The sequence below is a fragment of the Gallionella capsiferriformans ES-2 genome (assembly GCF_000145255.1).
In the GTDB taxonomy this organism is placed as follows: Bacteria; Pseudomonadota; Gammaproteobacteria; order Burkholderiales; family Gallionellaceae; genus Gallionella; species Gallionella capsiferriformans.
This window is the reverse complement of record NC_014394.1, coordinates 2,036,447-2,057,519: the sequence shown is the minus strand read 5'-3', so window position 1 is coordinate 2,057,519 and position 21,073 is coordinate 2,036,447. Positions and strand designations below refer to the sequence as shown.

The following is a 21,073-nucleotide window of genomic DNA, read 5'->3' as shown; positions in this document are numbered from 1 at the left end:
ATTCATGTTCGACAGTTTGACGTTGAAGCACAAATTCATGGGACTCGAAGCCGTCTCATTCAGTATGTTTATCGCAATGGCGCTGTTTGGGCTGGTGCAGTTAAGCAATTCGGTGCAGGGGGGCAAGGAAAGCGTGGCACGGCTGAATGCCGATCTCGAGGTGATGAGCCAGATCAACGACATGAATATGGCGTTCATGAAGGAGGTGAAACTGGCCAAGGATGTGTGGATACGCGGGGCTAATGCCGCCGTTGTCAGTAAATACCGGGGGGAGTTTGTCGCGGCGGATGAAAGTTTTAACCAGTCTCATGCCGCAGCGCTGGCCGGATTGAAGACGCTTGCCGAGGGGCACACGGGTTTCGATGGATTTATCAGCAACATGGCGGGCTTGGCGGATGAGCATCGTGCGGTGAGCGGAAAATATCTCGCGCAGATTGATGCGCATACCGGCAATGTAAGTGAATCAGATGCGCAGGTGAAAGGCATCGATCGCGCGTTGTCAAAAAAAATCGATGAGCAGCGTGACGCTTTCGAGAGCTTCGTCCGTCAGAAGGGGGTTGAAAAGTTAGCGGTTGCGGAACAGGATTTTAAGTCGCGGCGAAATTTTGTCATCATCTGGGTGATTATTTCATTGAGCCTGTCGATTGTGCTGGCTAGTCTGATCATCCGTCAGGTTTTGAGTATGCTGGGCGGCGATCCGCGTGAAGTAGCGCAAGTGGTCAATACGATGGCTGCCGGTGATTTTTCAGCTCAGCCAGTCACACTGCCTGCAAGGGGGAGTTTGCTGGCGGATGCTTACCACATGCAATCTTCGTTGCGCGACATGATCGATTCGGTCAAAAAACAGGCCAATCAGGTAGGCGACATGGCGCATAGCTTAGCGGGATCCGCCCGGCAGATTGCCGCCAATGCGCATCAGGAAGCCGACGCGGTTAGCACGATGGCTTCCGCTATCGAGGAAATGAGCGTAGCCACCACGCAAATTAGTACGCAGGGGGATGGTGCCAGACGGATATCAGACAGTTCGCGCGAAGATGCCGCTCAAGGTGAGCAGGTCGTCATTAAAACGGTCACCGGTCTGCTCACGACGGCGCGGGAAATAGAGCATGCCGCAGGCGAGGTTTCGCGTTTGGGAGACGACGCATCCCGTATCAGCCAGATCGTGAAAGTGATTAAGGAAATCGCCGATCAGACGAATCTTCTGGCGTTGAATGCCGCGATAGAGGCCGCTCGTGCCGGAGAGCAGGGACGCGGATTTGCTGTGGTGGCTGATGAAGTGCGTAAGCTGGCGGAGCGCACGGCGAATGCGACGCTGGAAATCAATCAAATGTCAGCGCAGATTGCGGAAGTGGCGAAAAATGCCTTGAAGGGAATGGATGCCGTGGTGGCAACCACCCGTGAAGGCGTGAGTGATGCCGAATCGGCACAAACGTCGATTGGTCATGTCAGGCAGAGTTTTGGTGAGGTTGCCGGCGTAATAGAGGATATTTCGGCCGCGCTCACTGAACAAGCCGTGGCGGCCAATGAGTTGGCAAAAAATACCGAGCGCGTGGCACAAATGTCTGAAGAGAACTCACAAGCGGCGGGTGCCTTGCTGCAACTGGCCGGAGCGCTGGAAAGTCGCGCAGGGCAGGTGCGTAGCGCAGTAGAGGTGTTTCGGGTTTGATTTTTAGTGGGCCGCTACAATGGATGTGTATTCAGCAAGGGGTTAGGGATGGCGATTCAATTTGAATACCTGAAACAAATTTCGGAAAAATTTTTTCAACAGGAAAATGCTGCTACGCAGCCGGATTCGCAACGCCTGTGTGGAAAACGAATATTGCTTGTCGAGGATAACCGTGTGCATCAGCTGATGATCGGTATCATGCTAACAAATCTTGGGATGCATCTTGAGGTGGTGGAGAATGGCGCAGTCGCCATCGAAGCGATAAAAACCGGGAATTACGATCTCGTTTTAATGGATATTCAGATGCCGGTGATGAATGGTCTGGAAGCGACAAGACGGTTGCGTCAGCATGCCGAGTTTAAACGTCTTCCTATCGTAGGCATGAGCGCGGGAATGATGCAGGATGAACCTGCTGAAACGGCGAGAGCCGGAATGAATGGATTTGTTGCAAAACCTGTCAATATGACTAAATTGACTAGCGAACTGCTTAATGCCTGTGCCTGATCTGTTTGAGATTATTTTGATGCGTCAACCGTCGGCAATGATAAGGTTGCGCCATGTCGATATCAAAACGGATACCCATACGGCTGTCCAACAGGATGTTGTGCATCAGGGAGCATGTCAGTTTCATGCTGTCGTCATGTGAGTGCGCTTCAATGCAGAATATAGCAATGCCTGTCAATCAGTGATTGGTTAGAAAAGAAAGCATGAATGGTTAGTCAATTTCGTAAACTCAGCATCAAGTGGAAAATATTCGTTCTCTCTGCGATAGTGTTCGGCCTGTCTCTGACGGCAGGTTTTGCCTATTTTACTTATCAAAGTTATTGGCTCAATGTCACCACCTCATTGAACGGCTTGATGAATTTTACGGACGCAAAGCAGCAGGGTGTCATTAGATTTATCGATCAGAATGAAAAGCTGGCAAGGCAGATGGCGAATCTGGTTGCGCACGCGGATGCCACGGTAGTGCGCAGTCAGTTTGCCAGCATCGTGGAAACGGATGTTTTCAAATTAGCGGAGCATCCGTTTCGAGATGAAATTGTAGCCGGGAAACGTACGATCCCGACATGGCAGGTCTATCGCGCAATTGATTATGTGGAGTCCGGTATTATTCGATACTCGTCGGACGCTCAACGCGAGGGGCGGGTGTGGAATCATGATCTCGATTTGACGTCGGGGTATTCCGATCCCTATTTTGACGCGGATGTGCCTGTGATCACGTTTGCAGCGCCGGCCCTTGAGGGCACTGTCTATGTGCATGCCGATGCGCGTATGTTGACCAATATCGTCAATGGCGAGATTGGTAATCTGGCTGGTGATATGGGGGCGTATTACCTGGCGGGCGTGGGAAAAACCTTCGATTTTTACATCGTCAATAAAGAGAATCTGCTTATCACCGACTCTCGTATTCACCCGGATCAGTTTCTCAAAGGACGCGGGAGTGAAAAGCCCTGGCGTACGACCATGCAGCAGGCCGGCGTGATTTGCGGCAAGAGCGGTACCTATTTGACGGATGCGAAGTGCACGACAGGGTGCCGTGAGACCATGGGTTTTTATAGCGGAGTGAACGGTAAAACGATGCTGGGCGCCTCCATGCCATTTTACGATTCACGCTGGACATTGGTGGTCGAGCAAGAGGCTTTCGAAATTTTGTGGCCGATGTGGGTGATGTTTGCCGAACAATTGGCGATGTTGCTGGTGTTGAGTGCGGTATCGATCTGGTTATATTTGCGCTTGCAAAATCGCGCCATCATTCATCCGTTGAAACAGCTGCAGAACGCGATTGAAGAGATAGAACGCACGCAGGATTTTACCCGGCCGATCGAGATTACCTCTGAGGATGAGTTCGGTGAACTGGCCAACGCGTTTAATCGCATGTCGCACCATTTAGACCGGGTTTATCAGAATCTTGAACAGCGCGTCACCGAGCGCACCCAGGAGTTAGAGATATTAAACCAGCAAATACGCGCCAACTTGCTAATCAGCCGCGAGTCACAAGAAAAGCTGGCTGCAAGCGAAGCACATTCAAAGCGTATCGCGGAAGAATTGCAGTACCAAAAATTTGCACTCGACGAGCACGCGATTGTTTCCGTCACCGATGTGACAGGCACGATTACCGATGTGAACGAGCGCTTCTGTCAAATCAGCCAATATTCCCGTGAGGAACTCATAGGCAAGAATCATAAAATGCTCAATTCCGGGTGGCACCCGAAAGGTTTTTTCAAAGCAATGTATCGCGCCATTACCCGTGGTCAGGTGTGGAATGACGAGGTGTGTAATCGCGCTAAAGATGGCAGTTTGTATTGGCTGGATATGACGGTTGTGCCGTTTATGGATGAGTGCGGCAAACCGTATAAGTATATTGGCATACGTACCGACATCACCGAGCGAAAAAAGTCCGCTGAGGCGATTGAACGCTCTGAAGCGAAACTGCATATACTTTTCGATTCTAATAGCGATGCGGTATTGATGTTAGATATGCAAGGTTTTTTCGATTGCAATAAAGCCGCTTTAAGGCTGTTCGGATGTGCGACAACCGAGGAATTGTGCAAACATCATCCGGCTGATATGTCGCCGGCAACGCAACCTAATGGCATCGACTCGCTGACGCTGGCCAACGAATACATCGCGACGGCCACGAGGGACGGCAATGCACAATTTGAGTGGCTGCATAAGCGCATGGATAGCGGACAAAGTTTCCCTGCTGATGTCTTATTGAGCTCGATGAAACTGGATGGGAGGGTAGTGCTGCAGGCAACAGTGCGCGATATAACAGAACGCAAAAAAAGCGAAAGTGAGATTGTGCGACTGGCTTTTTACGATCCGCTGACGGGTTTGCCCAATCGCCGCTTGCTGATGGACCGCCTGCAACACGCACTTACGAGCAATCTGCGCAACGATAAGCATGGCGCAATTCTTTTTATCGATCTGGATAATTTTAAATCGCTCAACGACACGAAAGGGCATGCTGTGGGCGATTTGCTGCTGGTTGAGGTCGCTCAGCGTTTGAAAGGCTGCGTGCGGGAGGAGGACACGGTCGCGCGTTTAGGGGGCGATGAGTTCGTTGTACTCTTGGATAATTTGAGTCACGGGCATGACAATGCCGGTGCGCACACCAAGCGAGTGGCGGAAAAGATATTGCAAGCGTTGAATCTGTCGTATATGTTGCAAGGCTATGAATATCATAGTTCCCCGAGTATCGGGGTCGCCTTATTTTGTGCTGATGCCAGCAGTCCTGACGAGCTGTTAAAACGTGCCGACAGTGCGATGTATCAGTCAAAAGCGGCCGGGCGCAATACCGTACGTTTCTATGATGAGCGGACTCAAGCGCTGCTATTGGCGCGTGCCGAGTTAGAGCACGCGTTACACCATGCTCTGGAGCAGCAGCAATTGATGCTGTATTATCAGGTTCAGGTCAATGCAGATTATCAGCCCGTTGGCGCTGAAGTGCTGTTGCGTTGGTTTCATCCTGTCTTGGGCATGATTTCTCCCGCGCAGTTTATTCCGCTGGCGGAAGAAAGCGGCATGATCATCCCGATAGGCTACTGGGTATTGGAACAGGCGTGCGATCAGCTGAAGCGATGGGCGTCGGATGTTTTCAAGTGTGATTTAGTGCTGGCGGTTAATGTCAGTATTCGTCAGTTTCATGAAGCAGATTTTGCGCAGAAAGTGCAGGCGCTGGTCACGGATAGCGGTATTTCTCCAGATCGTCTCAAATTAGAAATTACCGAGAGCATGCTGGTGCATGATGTAGAGAATATTATTGCTACGATGCAACAACTAAAAAAAATCGGCTTGAATTTTTCGATGGATGATTTCGGTACCGGTTATTCCTCACTATCCAGTATCAAACGCTTACCTTTAGATCAGTTGAAAATTGACCAGTCGTTTGTGCGTGATATCGGGCACGATGAGCATGACAAGGCTATCGTGCGCACCATTATTGCCATGGCGCAAAGCATGAAACTGAATATCATTGCCGAAGGAATCGAGACCGAACAGCAACGGCGCCTGCTCGCGTTAAAAGGGTGTACAAATTATCAGGGGTATCTGTTTAGCAAGCCCGTCCCTTTGAGCGATTTTGAGGGATTGTTAAGCCGTGCCGGTGGGCTTACTCCTGTCAATTGACAGCGTGAGTTGCGCGGTAATGGCCGAGCGAACTTGAATTGCGAGCGTGGGGCAACGGGTGTCCATGCGTTTATGGCCAGTCGCGGTGTCGATAAAAATAGGGATATTTACACTTTCTGTAAATATGAAAAAACGTTTTAGGTGATTATTATGTTTGGTGGCAAAGCGAAGGAAGTACTTAAATTTACGCAGGATAAATTAGCGCGTTCCGAGTCCGAAGTCGAACTTTTGCGAGAGGCTCTGGCCCGTGTTGAATCTGAGCGTGACGCCATGCGTTCAGAGCTCGTGCAAGCACAGTCAAGCGGCGCTGTTGCAAATTTGATTTTCCAGAACATGCAGGTCTTTGGGCAGTCATTTGTCTCATTGCAACAATCTCAGGTCGCTGCCGCCGAGTCTTTGCGCGAAGAGAAATTAAACGCGATTCAAGTCGCAATTGTGTCTGGAAGCAATCGTGATTCTGTCGAGAAAATTTCAAGCACCCTTGATGTGCTGTCGTCCGATACCTTGCAGTCCTCCAAGAATGTGGATAATTTAAGTCTGCGTGCCTCAGAGATTGGTAGCATCGTTAAACTCATCAAAGAAATTGCCGACCAGACTAACCTGCTGGCGCTGAATGCTGCGATTGAAGCTGCCAGAGCCGGCGAGCAAGGACGCGGGTTCGCCGTTGTCGCTGACGAAGTTCGCAAACTTGCCGAACGTACAGCCAAAGCGACCAGCGAAATATCCTCAATTGTTGCTGCCATTCAAGGTGAGACGGATCAGGCTAAGGTGCAAATGACCGATCTTGCCGATAAGTCCAAAGAGTTTAGTCAGGATGTGGGCGGCGTGATGGAAAGCATGGGGCATTTGCTTTTATTATCGAAGCAGATCGAAGGTACGATTTCGGCATCGGCGTTACGCAGCTTTGTGGAAGTTTCTAAAATTGACCATGTCCTTTACAAATTTGAAATTTACAAAGTATTTATGGGGATTTCCAGCCGGACAGCAGACAGCTTTTCTTCACATACGGCGTGTCGACTGGGTAAGTGGTATTTTGAAGGCGAAGGAAAAGCATGTTTTGCTAAGTTGGACGGGTATGCCATGATTGCAGTACCGCATCAGTCATTTCATCAGTTTGGTCAGGATGCGGTTAAAGCGTTTCGCTCCGGTAATGCATTGGACGGAATGCAACATGTTGAAAAAATGGAAGCATGCAGTATGAGTGTGCTGGAGGGACTTGAAAGAATAGCGGTCGCCGGTGAAGGCGATAGTAGTTTGCTGTGTCACGCCCCCGCATAAGGCGGCGATACTGAAATTCGGGCCGCAGATCCAATATTTAGCCCCCCACTTTGGGAGAATTGGATTTTACGAGTTGGCGTCTCCGGTATCTCGTTGATCCGTTAATTTCAGGGGGTAGCCCTTCAGTTCCGGTGGTATAACGTAGTCCTTTTAAATAAGCCTATATAAAGCAGTCGCTTTTGCTGCTCGCTTTGACGCCGTAGACTATTTCAATTAATCGCTCCTCATGATCAATTCCCGTGTTGCCCTGCTTTTTAAGAATTTGCCCGACAAGTATCCAAAAATGCTGGCGCGAGATTACACGCACGTCTTGAACCACCTGATGCAGTTGTGGAATACGCCTAAATTTGACGCCTATATGCACGACTTGATGATCGATCATCGCGGCGGGCGGCAGGGATTCTCTTTGAAGGTGGTAGAGGAACTGTTGTTTTTGAGCAAGCTCCATGATGTCTGCAAGAAAAATGGTTACCAATTACCCCGCTTCGAAGACCCGTGGGAATCCATTCCCTTTGCAAACCCCACACCGCAGGGGTTTATGCAGGCGATTGAGCGAGGACAGCAGCACGCGATTGAAATTTTTCTGGGCGCCGGGGTGAGGATCGATTACCGCTTTGAAGGTGGGCAGACCCCGCTGATGATTGCCGCTATTAACGCGCAGTTAGGTGTCGTGCGCTACTTGATACACAATGGCGCTGAAGTCAATGCAGCGGATACGGGGAAGTATACGGCACTGCACTGGGCCGCTTTTTATAACCATACTCAGATAGCCGGGGAATTGTGCATTGCTGGTGCGCTGATCGATGCCGTTCAAAATAGCGGGGGTACGCCGCTCTCACTGGCTGTGACGCGCGGACACCTTGCCGCCGCGAAATTGCTGCTGGAGTGTCAGGCCAACCCAAATATTGCCGGCACTCACGGATCTCTATTGGCTATCGCCCAAAAGCGCAACAGCCACGAGCTGCTTGTGCTGTTACGCCAGTACGGCGCACGCCCCTGAGGCATCCCGAAATGGCGCCCCCCAAATCAGGGGCTAAACGATTTCAGCACCGCGCTTTAGAACTGCTCGTGTTCGCCTAAGTAGCGCCACTGACCGGCAGGCAGTAGCCCCAGTTTGATCTTGCCGATGCGGATGCGCTTGAGGCCTGTGACGGTCAGCCCCACCAGTTCGCACATGCGGCGGATCTGGCGTTTTTTCCCTTCCCTCAAGACGAAGCGCAGCTGGTCTTCATTCTGCCAGGAGACTTTAGCCGGTTTCAGATATTCGCCGTCAAGCTTTAAGCCCTGACAGAGCAGCGCCAGACCGGAGGATTCGAGCTTGCCCTGTACGCGTACCAGATACTCCTTGTCTACTTTGGAGTCCTCGCCTATCAGTTGTTTGGCAACCCGACCGTCCTGCGTCAGTATCAGCAAGCCTTGCGAGTCGATATCAAGCCGTCCGGCAGGCGCTAAGCCGATGAACTGGCTGCGATGAAATTTGATCGGCGACGGGTCGTCCTTCCAATGTGTGGCTTCATCGAGCAAGGCGGAGGCCGGTTTATAGCCGTGTTCCGCTTGTCCTGAGACATAGCCTACCGGTTTGTTGATTAAAATCGTCACGCGCTCGTGCTGGACGACCTGTGCGGCCGTGCGCAGGGTGATCTGCTGGTTCGGGTAGACCTTGGTGCCCAGCAGGCTGACGGTTTCGCCATCCACATCGACCCAGCCCTTTTCGATATAGCTGTCCGCTTCGCGGCGTGAGCACAGGCCAAGTTCGGACATGCGTTTGGAGAGACGAATTTTTTCCATGATAATTATGCGTATGAGTTAAGGCGCGATTTAAGCACAAAGCAGCGTGAACTGAGAACTAAATCACGCATAAAGTTTAAATTTAAATTAAAAATGGCGCATCGGACCGCATCATGGCCTGCAATGTGTGTCTCGTGCAGCTAGGTGCTGTCTATATTGGCAGAAATTGCGCCGAATCGGTTATGCTGCGCGGGTCTTATGAACGGTCGATGTCGAGTATGCGTAAAGTGATTAAAGAAAACGGCTTAGCCTTGCTGGCAGGGGTGTCCTGCGTGGCGGGTTTTGCGCCATTCGGGATTTTCCCTATCCCCGTTGCAGCACTCGCGCTGCTCTTTGTGCTGTGGGGGCGCTGCGATACACCGCGTGCGGCAGCGCATCTGGGGTTTGCCTTCGGGCTTGGCTTGTTTGGTGGCGGAATTTCCTGGATTTATGTTGCGCTGCACGATTTTGGCGAGATGCCGGTCTGGCTGGCAGCCCCTGCAACGCTTTTGTTCGCGGCTTTTCTGTCCTTGTTTACCGCGCTTGCCGGTTTTTTGCAGGCGCGCTTATCGCGGGTCTCAAGCTGGCGCTTCTTGCTGGTGATGCCCTCGATCTGGGTGCTCATCGAATGGCTGCGCGGCATGATTTTCACCGGGTTTCCCTGGCTGACACTGGGCTACGCGCAAAGTGATGGTCCGCTGGCAGGTTTTGCAGCGCTGCTCGGGGTCTACGGCGTGTCGCTGGTCGCCGCCCTGTGCGCCGGTTTGCTGGCGCTGCTCTGGGTTGAACGCTGGAGCCGGCACGGAAAAATGGCCTGTGCCCTGTTCGCCGCCTTGTGGGCAGGGGGCGAGTTGCTGCGCCATGTGGCATGGACAGAACCCGTGGGTGCGCCGTTTTCGGTGACGCTGGTGCAGGGTAATATCGGGCAGGATATTAAATTCACTGAGGACGCACTCGCAGGTACGCTCGATACTTACCGGCGTCAGGTGTTGCAGAATCCAGCGAAACTGACGGTGCTGCCGGAAACCGCCTTGCCGGTGATGCGCGATGAAGTGCCGCAGGAGTTGCTCGATCAGTTGCGCGAGCATGCGAGGCGCAATCAGGGCGATGTCCTCGCCGGCGTGTTCGAGCGCGACAGGGGCGGCTACTACAACAGCGTGATTGCACTGGGTGCATCCGAAGATGGCTTTGCTCAGGAATCGCCGCATTACCGTAAGCATCATCTGGTGATTTTCGGCGAATTTATTCCGTTCCGCCCGTTGTTCGGCTGGCTGATCAACGAAATATTGAATATCCCGATGGGCGATCTGGCGCGCGGAGAGACTGAGCAGGCACCGTTGCCTGTCGCGGGGCAGCAGGTTGCGGTGAACATCTGCTACGAAGACGTGTTCGGTGAGGAAATTATCAGCGCGCTGCCGGCTGCGACCTTGCTGGTCAACGTTACCAATGACGGCTGGTATGGACATTCTCATGCGGCAGCACAGCATAACCAGATCTCGCAGTTTCGTGCGCTGGAAACCGGTCGCATGATGTTGCGTGCAACCAATACCGGTGTGACGTCCATCATCGGGGTGAATGGCCGGGTGCTGCAACAGTTGCCGCAACACCAGCCCGGCGTGCTGCAAGGGCAGGCGCAGGGCTATGCGGGCAGCACGCCTTATGTGCGCTGGGGGAATGTTGCGGTACTGCTGCTGATCGCGCTGATGTTATCCGTCGGCAGGTTGCGAAGCCGACGCTAGCGATGTGGATCTGTTATTTGCTGCGCTGTGCAGACGACACGCTGTATTGCGGGATCACCAATGATCTTGATAAACGTCTTGACGCACACAACGCCGGAACGGCGGCTAAATATACCCGCGCGCGCGGGCCTGTGGCGCTGGTGTTTAGCGAGTCCTGCGCGGACAGGTCGGCGGCCTCTAAGCGGGAGCTGGCGATTAAGAAATTGAGCAGAGGCGAAAAATTGCTGCTGATTGCTAGCGTTGCAGGCTGTTAAGCCGCATCAAATCGCTGGAATTTCCCGGTCAGTTCGTTCAGTGATTCCTGTGTGAAGAAGCGGTAACTGTTGCGCCCCTCTTTTTTTGCCTGATACATGGCAATGTCGGCATTGATCAGCAGTAGCTTTTCATCTGTGCCGTGCTGTGGATAGGCTGCGATACCGATGCTGCCGGAAATACGGATTTCATGTTCGCCTATGCTAAAGGGGCGATTGAGGCTGTGCAGAATCTTTTCGGCGACCATGGCCGCATCCGGCTCCTGATCGATTGCGTGCAGCAGCACGACGAACTCATCGCCACCGATTCGGGCGATGGTGTCCGATGCTCTGACGCAAGACAACAGTCGCACGGCGACCTGTTGCAGTAACTGATCACCCGTCTCATGTCCCAGCGTGTCATTGACCGGTTTGAATTTATCCAGATCAAGGAACATCAGCGCCATTGTTGATTGGTCGCGCCGTGCCCTGACAACTGATTGTTGGAGTCTTTCGCTGAGCAGCGCGCGGTTGGGCAGATTCGTGAGCGGGTCATAGTGCGCCATGTAGCGTAGACGTTCATCGATATTTTTGCGCACCGTAATATCCGACAGCGTGCCGATCATGCGCAGCGGTTTACCATTTGCGCCGTGACTGATGATCATGCCGCGCGCCAGCACCCATTTGACAGCGCCGTCGCGGCACAAAATGCGATGCTCGTTGTAATAGCTGGTGCCGTTCCCTGCGAGGTAATTCTGTATGCTCGCATCGACCTCAGCGCGGTCATCCGGATGGATGTGCTGATGCCAGGTGGTTTGGTGTGCGGTTGTATCCTCATCGCTGTAACAGACAATTTCTTTGTAGCGTGGCGATAACGTCACCGTGTTTTGCGGAATACTCCAGTCCCACACGCCTTCTCCCGCACCTTCGAGTGCAAATTTCCAGCGCTCTTCACTTTGATGCAGTTCACGGGCGAGTTTAGCCAGTTTTACACTGGCAGCGGTAAGAATCACGATGACAAAGGCAGCTAGCGCCAGTAAATAATGCTCATCGGGGTTAGGCAGGAAAACATCCATCATGCGCTTTGATATCCTTTTAGGCGCACGTGTGTGGAATCAAGGGGGTGCAGGGTAATATGCCGTTGTATATTCAGTGTCGCGATCATTTATAGAGCAGGTGGGGCAGCCAAGTTGAGAGGGCGGGAATATAAGTGATTAAACCCAGATAGACAAGCATCACGCCGACCCAGGGCAGGGTGGCGATCGACACTTCCGTTAACCCTTCTTTTGCCAGATGGCTCGCGACAAACAGATTCAGTCCCACAGGCGGATGGATCATGCCGATCTCCATGTTGACCACCATGATGATGCCTAAATGGATCGGGTCGATCCCCATGGCTTTGGCGATGGGCAGGAACAGCGGCGCTAAAATCAGTACGATGGAGGTCGGCTCCATGAATTGCCCCGCGGCAAGCAGCGCCAGATTCACCATCAGCAAAAACATCCACGGTTGCAGATTTTGTGCTACGACCCAGGCCGACATCTCTTGCGGAATCTGCTCTGACGTCATCAGAAACGAGAACAGGATCGCATTGGTGATGATGTAGAGCAGCATCGCGCTGGTATTCGCGGCACTGAGCAGCGTTTTAGGTACCTGACGCCAGGACAGGTCACCGCTGAAAAATTTGGCGGCGACGAAGGCGTAGACGGCGGCAACTGCGGCGGCTTCCGTCGGCGTGAACAGGCCGCCGTAAATACCGCCGATCACTAGGATCACCATGAAGATCCCGCTCCAGGCATCGCGGAAGGACTGCCAGAATTCAGCTGCGGTCGGTTTAGGCTGCGTGGGGAAATTCTTGCGCTTGGCCTGTATGAAGACCAGCGACATCATGATGATCGCCAGCATGAGGCCCGGTATGATCCCTGCGATGAACATCTTGCCTGCGCTCTCTGAGGTGGCGACCGAGTAGATGATCATTACGATGGACGGCGGAATCAGGATACCGAGCGAGCCTGCCGAGGTGATCACGCCGACGGAAAAGCGCTTCGGGTATCCCGCTTTGATCATCGCGGGCAGCATCACGGAGCCGATCGCCATCACGGTGGCCGGACTCGAGCCCGAGATGGTGGCGAAAAAGGCGCAGGCCAGTACGGCCGCCATCGCAATGCCGCCGGGCATCCAGCCGACCAGATTGCTGGCGAAGCGCACGATGCGCGCGGCAATTTTTCCGTCAATCAGGAACTGGCCGGACAGCACGAAAAAGGGCACGGCCATAATCGAAAAACTCTCCAGACCGGTAAACAGTCGCTGCGAGATGATGTTGACCGTCTCGATGGAAAATGAAGAAAATCCCAGCAGATAAATCAGTACGGTGGTGCCGAGCGCGATGGAAATCGGCGTGCTGGTGAGCAGTAGTAGCAGCAGAATACTGATGATGAGGAGTGCGCTCATGCTGCGGTCTCCTGTCCGCCCATGTCGTGCACGGGTAGATCTCCTGTTTTAAGAAACTCTTTGAGTACCTGCATGAAGCGGTAGCACATCAATCCTGAACCGAAGGGGATGGCCAGATAGACGATCCACATCGGTATTTCAAGATCAGGCGAGACTTGGCCTGTGCCGTGGATGAACAACACCCAGCGCGCGCCGAAAAAAGAAATCGCACCGGTGAAAATGACGCCCAGGGATAAGGCAGCAATCACCATGGCTTTTCGTATCGAGGGTCTGACCCAGTTGACTAGAAAATCCACGCCGATGTGGATGCCGGTGCGCACGCCGTAGGCTGCACCAAATTTAGCCATCCAGATGAACAAATAAATGGTGAGCTCTTGTGCCCAATCGATGCCAGAGCCGGTGGTATAGCGCATCACCACCGCGGCAAAGGTGACCAGCGTTGCTGCTGCCATAAAACTGGCAATCAGAAACTCCTCGAAGTGATTCAGAAAACGATTGATCATTGTGCACTCCAAGCGTACCGGGACACGTTTATCGTGTCCCGGTTGGTCGTTATTTCTTAGGCGTGGCTTTCTCCGCAGGTTTGGCGACGGACTGTTCTTTGGCGACCTGTGCTGCGGTGGTATTAGCAATTTTAATCAGATCGGCGCCGATGATCGTTTCGAATTCTTTTTGCAGTGGCAGCAGGGTTTTTTGCCACTCGGCGCGCTCAGTCGGGGTCAGGGTATAGACGGTGGTGGTTTTTGCGGCAATTACGCGGGCCAGCGCATCGTCGTTATCTTTTTGTGCAATATCGCGTTCATAGACGGTTGCTTCTTTCATCGCCTGATTGAGCGAGGTGCGCACATCAGCCGGCAAGCCATCCCAGAAAGTTTTGTTGACGATCACCGCATAGCCCAGATAGCCATGGTTGGAGATGGTCATGTGTTTTTGCACCTCATGCATTTTCTGGGTGTAAAAATTGGATACGGGATTTTCCGTGCCATCCACAACGCCTTGTTGCAAGGCAGTATAGACTTCGCTGAACGCCATGACCTGCGGGTTCGCCCCCAGCGCTTTCATCTGGGCGTTTAACACCTTGGACGATTGTATGCGCATTTTCAGGCCGTTTAGGTCGGTCGGGGCATGCATGGGTTTGTTCGAACTCATCTGTTTAAACCCGTTATCCCAGAAGGTCAGCCCTGTGACGCCTTTGGTGTCGAGTTTTGCAAACAGCTTTTTACCCGCCTCGCCATCCATCACGCGGTGCAGGGTTTCCTGATTCGGGAATAGAAAGGGTAGATCGAACAACTGAAATTCCGGGGCGCCCATCGGACCGAATTTTGACAGGGAGGGCGCGAGCATTTGCACCGCGCCGCTTTGCAGTGCCTCGATTTCTTCACGGTCTTTGTACAGTTGGCTGTTCGGATAGACTTCGACTTTAACCCGGCCACGGGTCAGCTTTTCGGCGACTTGCTTAAAGCGCTCGGCAGCTTGCCCCTTGGGGGTGTCAGGGGCGACAACATGACTGAACTTGATGATAATTTCACCGGCTGCATTCGCCACGCCTGAGATGCCCAGGGCCAGCACACATATCGCTATCGTACGTAATTTCATGATTCGCTCCCTGAATGAATGATGATTATGGGCAAGGCGCCTAAAAAGTCAGGCCGTTTGCCGCGAGGAGAAATATACGAGTGTTAGGGCTTAAGCGCTAGTGCCAAGTGAAAAATAAATTGCGGGATGGGGTTTCGGGTGTTAAGACTCAACGATGCTCACGCCTGAGCACCCTGATAGAAGCAAATTTGATTTCTGCCTGCCGCTTTGGCCTGATACATCGCTGCATCGGCCCATTTTAAAATCTCGTCACCCTCTGCATCGTGACCAATAAACACGGCAATGCCGATGCTTACCGAACAATGGTGTTTAACAATCGTGTCGGCTACGCCCTCATGGCGTATTGTCAGCAGGTAAGGTTCGGCGAGGGAGCCGCGTATTTTTTCCGCGATCGTTTGCGCTTGCATCACGGAGTCTGACAGCGTTACATCCAGTTCGCTCAACATTACGGTAAATTCATCGCCACCGAATCGGGATACGGTATCGATTTCTCTGACGCAGGTTTTCAGGCGACGGGCAACTTCGACCAGCAGTGCATCGCCAACGACATGGCCGTGCGTGTCATTGAGCGGTTTGAAATTGTCCAGATCAAGGAACATCAGCGCACAGTAGCGTTCACTGCGACGGCTGGCCATTATCGCGTGGGCTAGGCGCTCATTCATCAGACGTCTGTTCGGCAGATGGGTGAGCGTGTCGTAGAACGCCAGCTGATGGATGTCCGCTTCCAGTTTTTTGCGTTCCGTGATATCGCGCGTGACAGCCAGTTGCACCGTCTGACCGTATTCCTTCATCGGTACAGCGTGGGTTTCCAGTACCCGGCGCCCGCCCTTGAGTCCTAGTATTTCAAACTCCATTTGCACCGTTTCGCCGGCCAGCACCCGCTGATGCATACGGGAAAACTCTTGGCGGTATTCGGGGGCAATTAATTCCAGAATATTGTGCCCCGCTATCTGTGCCAGCGAATCCGCCTCTATCATTTTCAGCCCTGCTGGATTCATCTGCGTGAGTTTTCCCTGTGCATCCACAATTTTGATGCATTCAGGTTCATTTTCAATGATGGCTCTCAAGCGGGATTCGCTTTCAACTAACTGCGCTTCAGCCAGTTTGCGTTCCGAGATGTCGATAAAGGTGGCGATGACTCCGGTAATCACGCCATCGATCACAATAGGCTGCGCCCAGTATTCCACCGGAATCGCGCTGCCGTCCCGGCGCCAGAATACTTCATCCACACTGTGCGCTTTTTCGTTTTTTTGATAGGCCATATACATTTTGCATTCTGCCGCAGGATAAATTGTGCCGTCTGCATGCGAATGGTGTATCAGTTCGTGAATATGAGCGCCGATGACTTCCTCGGCGTGTTCATAGCCCAGGATGCGCAGAAAGGAGGGATTGACAAAGGTGCAGTGTCCATTGGTATCGATGCCGTAAGCGCCCTCTGCCATGGAGGAGAGCAGCGAATTCATCTTCAGGTTGGTCGCTTGCAGTATAGTCTCAGTCCGTTTTCGATCGGTAATGTCAAGAAACGCCCACAGCGATTCCCCTCGTGTGGAATTGAGCATCGAACCACTCATATCTACCCAGATGCGCTGTCCGTTTTTGCAAACATGTTCCAGTTGTGCGCGAAATACTTTGCCGGATTCCAGCAGTGGATACGCGACTTTTCCAAGTTCCAGATAGCTTTTATCATTGGCGAAGTTCTGGCGCGTTGGCATGCCGGTCATTTCTCCCGGTTGATAACCCATGATTTTTTCATAGGCGGGATTGGCCCAGATGATGGTGCGGTCTTTAACGCGCACGATGCCGATCAGATCATTCTCCAGCATGGCTTTTTGTTCGCTCAGCATGGTCCTGATTTGTGCCTCGCGATTTTTTTGTTCGGTTACATCGGTGATTGAGGTGACTCTGACGTCACGCCCCCGGTAGTGCATCATCTTGCCGCAAATAATGGCGGGGAATGTAGCGCCATTTTTATGCAGGCAGAGTGCTTCGTAGGGCAGTTCATACCCTGAGGACATATTGTGTTTGACGAGCGCTCGATCTTTTTCAGCAATAAACTCGATCCCGGGTTTGCCGATGATTTCCTGATCTGAATAACCGAACAGGGCGCTGGCCTGACGGTTTTGTTCAAGACCCAGCCCATGCTCGGAAATAAAGATCGCCTCGAATGCCGCCTCGCTTAAGGCACGATATTTTTCACGGTTTTCTTCAACGGATTTTTCCAGAATTTTGCGCTGGTCAATCTCGCGCCTTAAACGATAAACCCAATAGCCAAAAAGTAAAAACAGCAGTCCCGCACCAGCGCCATATTGGATCAGCGTTTCCGCTTTAAACCCCTGTTCAATTTTTAAGCCCAGCCAGCGATTGAAAATGGCATCGGACTCCTCTTTCGGAATGCTGCTTATTGCCTTAAAAATGATCGTTGCCAGTTCAGGATGACTTTTGGTTGCGGCGACGCTGTGTATGCTGTGATATTCGGTCTGCCCGGAAAAGCGCAAACTCAGAAAACCATTTTTCTTGATCATGTAGTTGGCGGTGCCCGCATCGCCCACGTAGGCATCCGCAGCGCCGTTGAGCACGAGCTTTAACGCCTCCGTCGTGTTTGTCGTAGGGATGAGTTGAATTTTTGGATAGTGCTTCGCCATCAACTCCTGCATGAAATAGCCGTTTTCAACCGCAACACGCCGGCCGGCAAGATTTTGCAGATTGCCGATAAAATTACCTTGCCCGCTATCGATAATCACGGCGAATGCGGATTTGTAGGGCTCGGAAAAAGTCAGATATTGTGAGCGCTCAGGGGTCTTGTTCGCGCAGGCGAGCAACTCCAGTTCGCCGCGTTTAGCCATGTTGAGAATTTCATCCCAGGATTTTCCGTGGATAATCTCGAAGCGTACGCCGAGCTTTTTTTCCAGCAATTTCATGTAGTCAGCGGCCATCCCGACATAATGTCCCTGCTCATCGATCCATTCATAGGGGGCAAAGTCGGAATCGACGCCCACGCGCAGCACAGGGTGTGCGGCAAGCCATGCTTTTTCTGCGTCAGTCAGATTGAGCTGGCTGGCTTTCCCGGTATAGATAAAATCGGCCACTCCTGTATCCGACAGTGGTTTATTGTGACCTGAATCAGAAAAAGATTTGGCAATGGCTTTAATGCGTTCAGGCTGAATCTGACCGATAGGGATGACGCCCGGCAAAATCAGTTTTTTTGCCTCGCGCGCTTCAAAACGCAGATGCTCGACGGAGAGTTTACTGTGATACTTATTCCGGATGAGCTGTATCATTTCCTCCGGATGCGCCATCGCATACTGCCAGCCTAAAAGGGACGCCTGACGGAATCGCTTGACGCGTTCGGGATGGTCGCGTAATTCGCGCGTGCTGGTGAACAGCATGTCGCCATAAAAATCAATCCCGTAATTTTGCGGATTGATAATATTGATTTTGATGCCCTTTTCTTTGAAGTAAAACGGCTGGTCGGTCAGATAGCCTGAGATGACGTCGATCTGCTTTTTTCCTAGCAGGCCGTAATCGTTTTTCTGCGGCAGCAGGGTGTAGTCCTCCGGTTTGATATTTGCGCCCGTCAGCATGGCGCGCAACGGCGCTTCATCGGCGCTGCTGATGTCTGACATGATTGTGCGTCCCTTGATTTCAAAGGGGCTGCTGATTCCTGAATCCTGTCGGGAAAAAAACACCAGCGGATTGTGCTGAAAGATGGCCGCCAGCGCGACGATAGGTGCACCCTGAGCGTAATGTGACAGCAGCCCTGAATCCCCTATGCCGTATTCCGCCTCGCCTGTCACAACCTGTTGGACGACGTTTTGACTAAGGGTGCGCTCAAGGAGTTCTACGTCGAGATTATTCTGAGCATAGTAGCCTTGCTCAATGGCCGCGTAATAGCCGGCGAACTGAAACTGGTTAAACCATTTGAGTTGCAGGCGGACTTTTTCGGGGGGAGGCGGTGTTTGGATGTTTTGCGGCTGGGCCGTGGCAAGCGCTGTTATCAGCATCAGCACAACAATACTGAGCCAGTTTGTCAATGTGAAGCGGGATGCTTTGACTGAGTTCGGATACATGTATCTACAGCGATGCGAATTAGAATGTTGTCTTTCGCTGCAGTGTGCGCTCAAGACAGGGGAACTTCAACTGAATTGTTTGTAGGGTTATCTGAAAAGTCACTCTCGCGGGGTAGCTTCGCTCTGTGCGGTAAAAAACGCAACGGCTTCCGTTTCAACCCGGGTGCGTTTCATTGGCGGCAGACTTTGCCAGATGCGTTTCCCGTATTGCTTGGTGATCAGGCGCGGGTCGCAGATCATCAGGACGCCTCTGTCGTTTTCGTCGCGGATCAGACGTCCTGCGCCCTGTTTTAACGTGATGATGGTGCGCGGCAACTGGTACTCCATGAAGGCGTTGCGGCCCTGTTTTGATATTTGAGCAATGCGTGCGGCCAGTACCGGGTCATCGGGCGGGGCGAAGGGCAGCTTGTCGATGATGACCAAGGACAACGCCTCCCCTCTAACGTCAACGCCTTCCCAGAATGACTGGCTGCCCAGCAGGACGGCATTGCCGTGTTCGCGAAAGCGGCCAAGCAGCTCGTTGCGTGAGCCTTCGCCCTGCAAAAGCAGTGGATAGCTCCAGCCGCGCAGATCAAATTCGGCGGTTAAAATTTCGTGAGCGCGCTGCATGGCCCGTAAACTCGTGAACAGCAAAAAGGCGCGGCCGCGGCTCGCCTCTATCATCGGCAGGGCGGCCTGTATCACGGCCTCGGTATAGCCTTCGCTGTTGGGTTCGGGCAGGCCGGAGGGTACATACAGCAAGGCCTGTTTTTCGTAATCGAACGGGCTGTCCCAGCAGGCAGTTTTTGCCTTGAGCAAGCCCATCTCGCCCTGATAATGCGAGAAATCCTGCTTCACCGCTAGGGTTGCCGAAGTGAAAATCCACGCGCGCGCGGTGCTGCCGATTTGTTTCTCGAAGATTTCGGCGATGGACAGCGGGGTGGCATTGAGCTGCAGCGAGTGGTGATAGACCTCCAGCCAGCGCACCTTATCGTCAGCCTTGTCGTCCTGCCAGTTTTTCAGCAGCAGCGAAAAGGCCTGCGCGCGCTGCCAGCAATTTTCCAATCCTTCGCTGCGTGCGGCCTGGCTCTCCAGCATGTCGTTAATTTGTTTTAGCTTTTCGCTAAGATTTTTCAGTTGCGGCGCGAAATCCTTGAAAGAACCGGTTGCGATCGCCGGCATGCGCCCTTCTTTTTTGAACACGAGGCGCAGATCGCGCGCGGCCTTGTCGAGCTCATCGCAGGCTTTAGGCAAGGGGGCGAAGTCTTTAGCGGAGGTCAGCGCTTCGATGCGGGAGTCTTGTGCCAGATCCAGTAGTTGCGTGGTGGAGAGATTCTCGCCGAAGAACAGGCTGGCCGTTTCAGGCAGTTGATGGGCCTCATCGAAAATTACCGTGTTGCAGGCGGGCAAGAGTTCGGCCACCCCGTCGTCTTTGAGCATGACGTCGGCAAAAAACAGGTGATGATTGACCACCACGATATCCGCCTTCATCGCCTCGGTGCGGGCGTGCAGCACGAAACACTCCTTGTGATTGGGGCATTCCTGCCCCAGACAATTGTCGCGCGTGGAGGTGACCTGCAGCCAGATCGGCGCATTTTCGGGTACGTCCGCCACGCCGCTTTTATCGCCCGTACTGGTGATTTTGGCGTATTTTTTGATCTTGCCTAGATGTTTGATGTCCTCGCGCGTGGCGAATCGTCCATCGTGAGCGGTGCGCTCTAAATGATAGTGACAGATATAGTTTGCACGCCCCTTGAGCAGAGCGATGGAGACAGGGGCTTTGAGGGCATCCCTCACCATCGGCAGATCCTTCTGAAACAATTGATCCTGCAAATTTTTGGTGCCGGTCGAGATGATCACCTTGCCGCCACCCAGCAAAGCCGGCACCAGATAGGCAAAGGTTTTGCCGGTGCCGGTTCCCGCTTCCGCGACCAGAATGGCGTTATTTTTGATGGCATCGGCGACCGCCAGCGCCATTTCACGCTGTTGTTCGCGCGGACGGAACGAGGAGACTTCAGTGGCAAGCGGGCTTTGTTCGGAAAAGAAACGGGCTACTTCAGTAGACATAGTATCGGCAGGCAATAAATCAGCCGTGATGGTAGCGCAATTTGCATTGTAACGTGTTGTGAAGATGGGGGCTTTGAGCGCGATAAGCTAAAAAATCAGCCGCCA

At 52.7% G+C, this 21,073-nt stretch carries 14 protein-coding genes; 7 read left to right on the top strand and 7 right to left on the bottom strand.

Annotated features, from left to right (window positions below; translation table 11 throughout):
• Positions 1 to 4 precede the first annotated feature (4 nt).
• The 5 genes from GALF_RS15055 (at position 5) to GALF_RS15045 (ending at position 8,072) form a co-directional block, all read left to right on the top strand.
• Positions 5 to 1,666, top strand: coding sequence for a methyl-accepting chemotaxis protein (locus GALF_RS15055; RefSeq protein WP_013293824.1), 1,662 nt, complete (start codon positions 5 to 7; stop codon positions 1,664 to 1,666).
• Between the two features lie 48 nt (positions 1,667 to 1,714).
• Positions 1,715 to 2,170: a response regulator gene (locus tag GALF_RS09410; protein ID WP_013293823.1), complete on the top strand. Its 456-nt coding sequence runs from the start codon at positions 1,715 to 1,717 to the stop codon at positions 2,168 to 2,170.
• Between the two features lie 207 nt (positions 2,171 to 2,377).
• Positions 2,378 to 5,794: a bifunctional diguanylate cyclase/phosphodiesterase gene (locus tag GALF_RS15050; RefSeq protein ID WP_013293822.1), complete on the top strand. Its 3,417-nt coding sequence runs from the start codon at positions 2,378 to 2,380 to the stop codon at positions 5,792 to 5,794.
• A gap of 150 nt (positions 5,795 to 5,944) precedes the next feature.
• Positions 5,945 to 7,072: a methyl-accepting chemotaxis protein gene (locus GALF_RS16090; protein ID WP_013293821.1), complete on the top strand. Its 1,128-nt coding sequence runs from the start codon at positions 5,945 to 5,947 to the stop codon at positions 7,070 to 7,072.
• A gap of 226 nt (positions 7,073 to 7,298) precedes the next feature.
• Positions 7,299 to 8,072, top strand: coding sequence for an ankyrin repeat domain-containing protein (locus tag GALF_RS15045; protein WP_013293820.1), 774 nt, complete (start codon positions 7,299 to 7,301; stop codon positions 8,070 to 8,072).
• Between the two features lie 56 nt (positions 8,073 to 8,128).
• On the opposite strand, the gene GALF_RS09390 is transcribed toward GALF_RS15045, so the two are convergent.
• Positions 8,129 to 8,860 carry a pseudouridine synthase gene (locus GALF_RS09390; RefSeq protein ID WP_013293819.1) on the bottom strand — a complete coding sequence of 244 codons (732 nt, stop codon included), beginning with the start codon at positions 8,858 to 8,860 and terminating at the stop codon, positions 8,129 to 8,131.
• A 218-nt stretch (positions 8,861 to 9,078) separates the two neighbouring features.
• Here GALF_RS09390 and lnt point away from each other — a divergent pair, with 218 nt between their 5' ends.
• Positions 9,079 to 10,578: an apolipoprotein N-acyltransferase gene (lnt, locus tag GALF_RS09385; protein ID WP_150102687.1), complete on the top strand. Its 1,500-nt coding sequence runs from the start codon at positions 9,079 to 9,081 to the stop codon at positions 10,576 to 10,578.
• A 2-nt stretch (positions 10,579 to 10,580) separates the two neighbouring features.
• Positions 10,581 to 10,832, top strand: a complete 252-nt coding sequence (locus GALF_RS09380; protein WP_013293817.1) for a GIY-YIG nuclease family protein — start codon at positions 10,581 to 10,583, stop codon at positions 10,830 to 10,832.
• Here GALF_RS09380 and GALF_RS09375 read toward each other — a convergent pair.
• The 6 genes from GALF_RS09375 to GALF_RS09350 all read right to left on the bottom strand — a co-directional run bounded on the left by GALF_RS09375 (position 10,829) and on the right by GALF_RS09350 (position 20,968).
• Positions 10,829 to 11,887, bottom strand: a complete 1,059-nt coding sequence (locus GALF_RS09375; protein WP_013293816.1) for a sensor domain-containing diguanylate cyclase — start codon at positions 11,885 to 11,887, stop codon at positions 10,829 to 10,831. The genes GALF_RS09380 and GALF_RS09375 overlap by 4 nt on opposite strands.
• A gap of 82 nt (positions 11,888 to 11,969) precedes the next feature.
• A complete protein-coding gene (locus GALF_RS09370) occupies positions 11,970 to 13,259 on the bottom strand; it encodes a TRAP transporter large permease (RefSeq protein WP_013293815.1) in 1,290 nt (429 codons plus the stop codon).
• Positions 13,256 to 13,762, bottom strand: a complete 507-nt coding sequence (locus tag GALF_RS09365; RefSeq protein ID WP_013293814.1) for a TRAP transporter small permease — start codon at positions 13,760 to 13,762, stop codon at positions 13,256 to 13,258. The genes GALF_RS09370 and GALF_RS09365 overlap by 4 nt, the downstream gene beginning before the upstream one ends.
• A gap of 49 nt (positions 13,763 to 13,811) precedes the next feature.
• Entirely contained in the window at positions 13,812 to 14,855 is a 1,044-nt protein-coding gene (locus GALF_RS09360; RefSeq protein ID WP_013293813.1) for a TRAP transporter substrate-binding protein, read from the bottom strand.
• A 158-nt stretch (positions 14,856 to 15,013) separates the two neighbouring features.
• Positions 15,014 to 18,922: a PAS domain S-box protein gene (locus tag GALF_RS15040; RefSeq protein ID WP_013293812.1), complete on the bottom strand. Its 3,909-nt coding sequence runs from the start codon at positions 18,920 to 18,922 to the stop codon at positions 15,014 to 15,016.
• Between the two features lie 99 nt (positions 18,923 to 19,021).
• Positions 19,022 to 20,968 (bottom strand): ATP-dependent DNA helicase, encoded by a 1,947-nt coding sequence (locus tag GALF_RS09350; protein WP_013293811.1) that lies wholly within the window; start codon positions 20,966 to 20,968, stop codon positions 19,022 to 19,024.
• Positions 20,969 to 21,073: the final 105 nt, after the last annotated feature.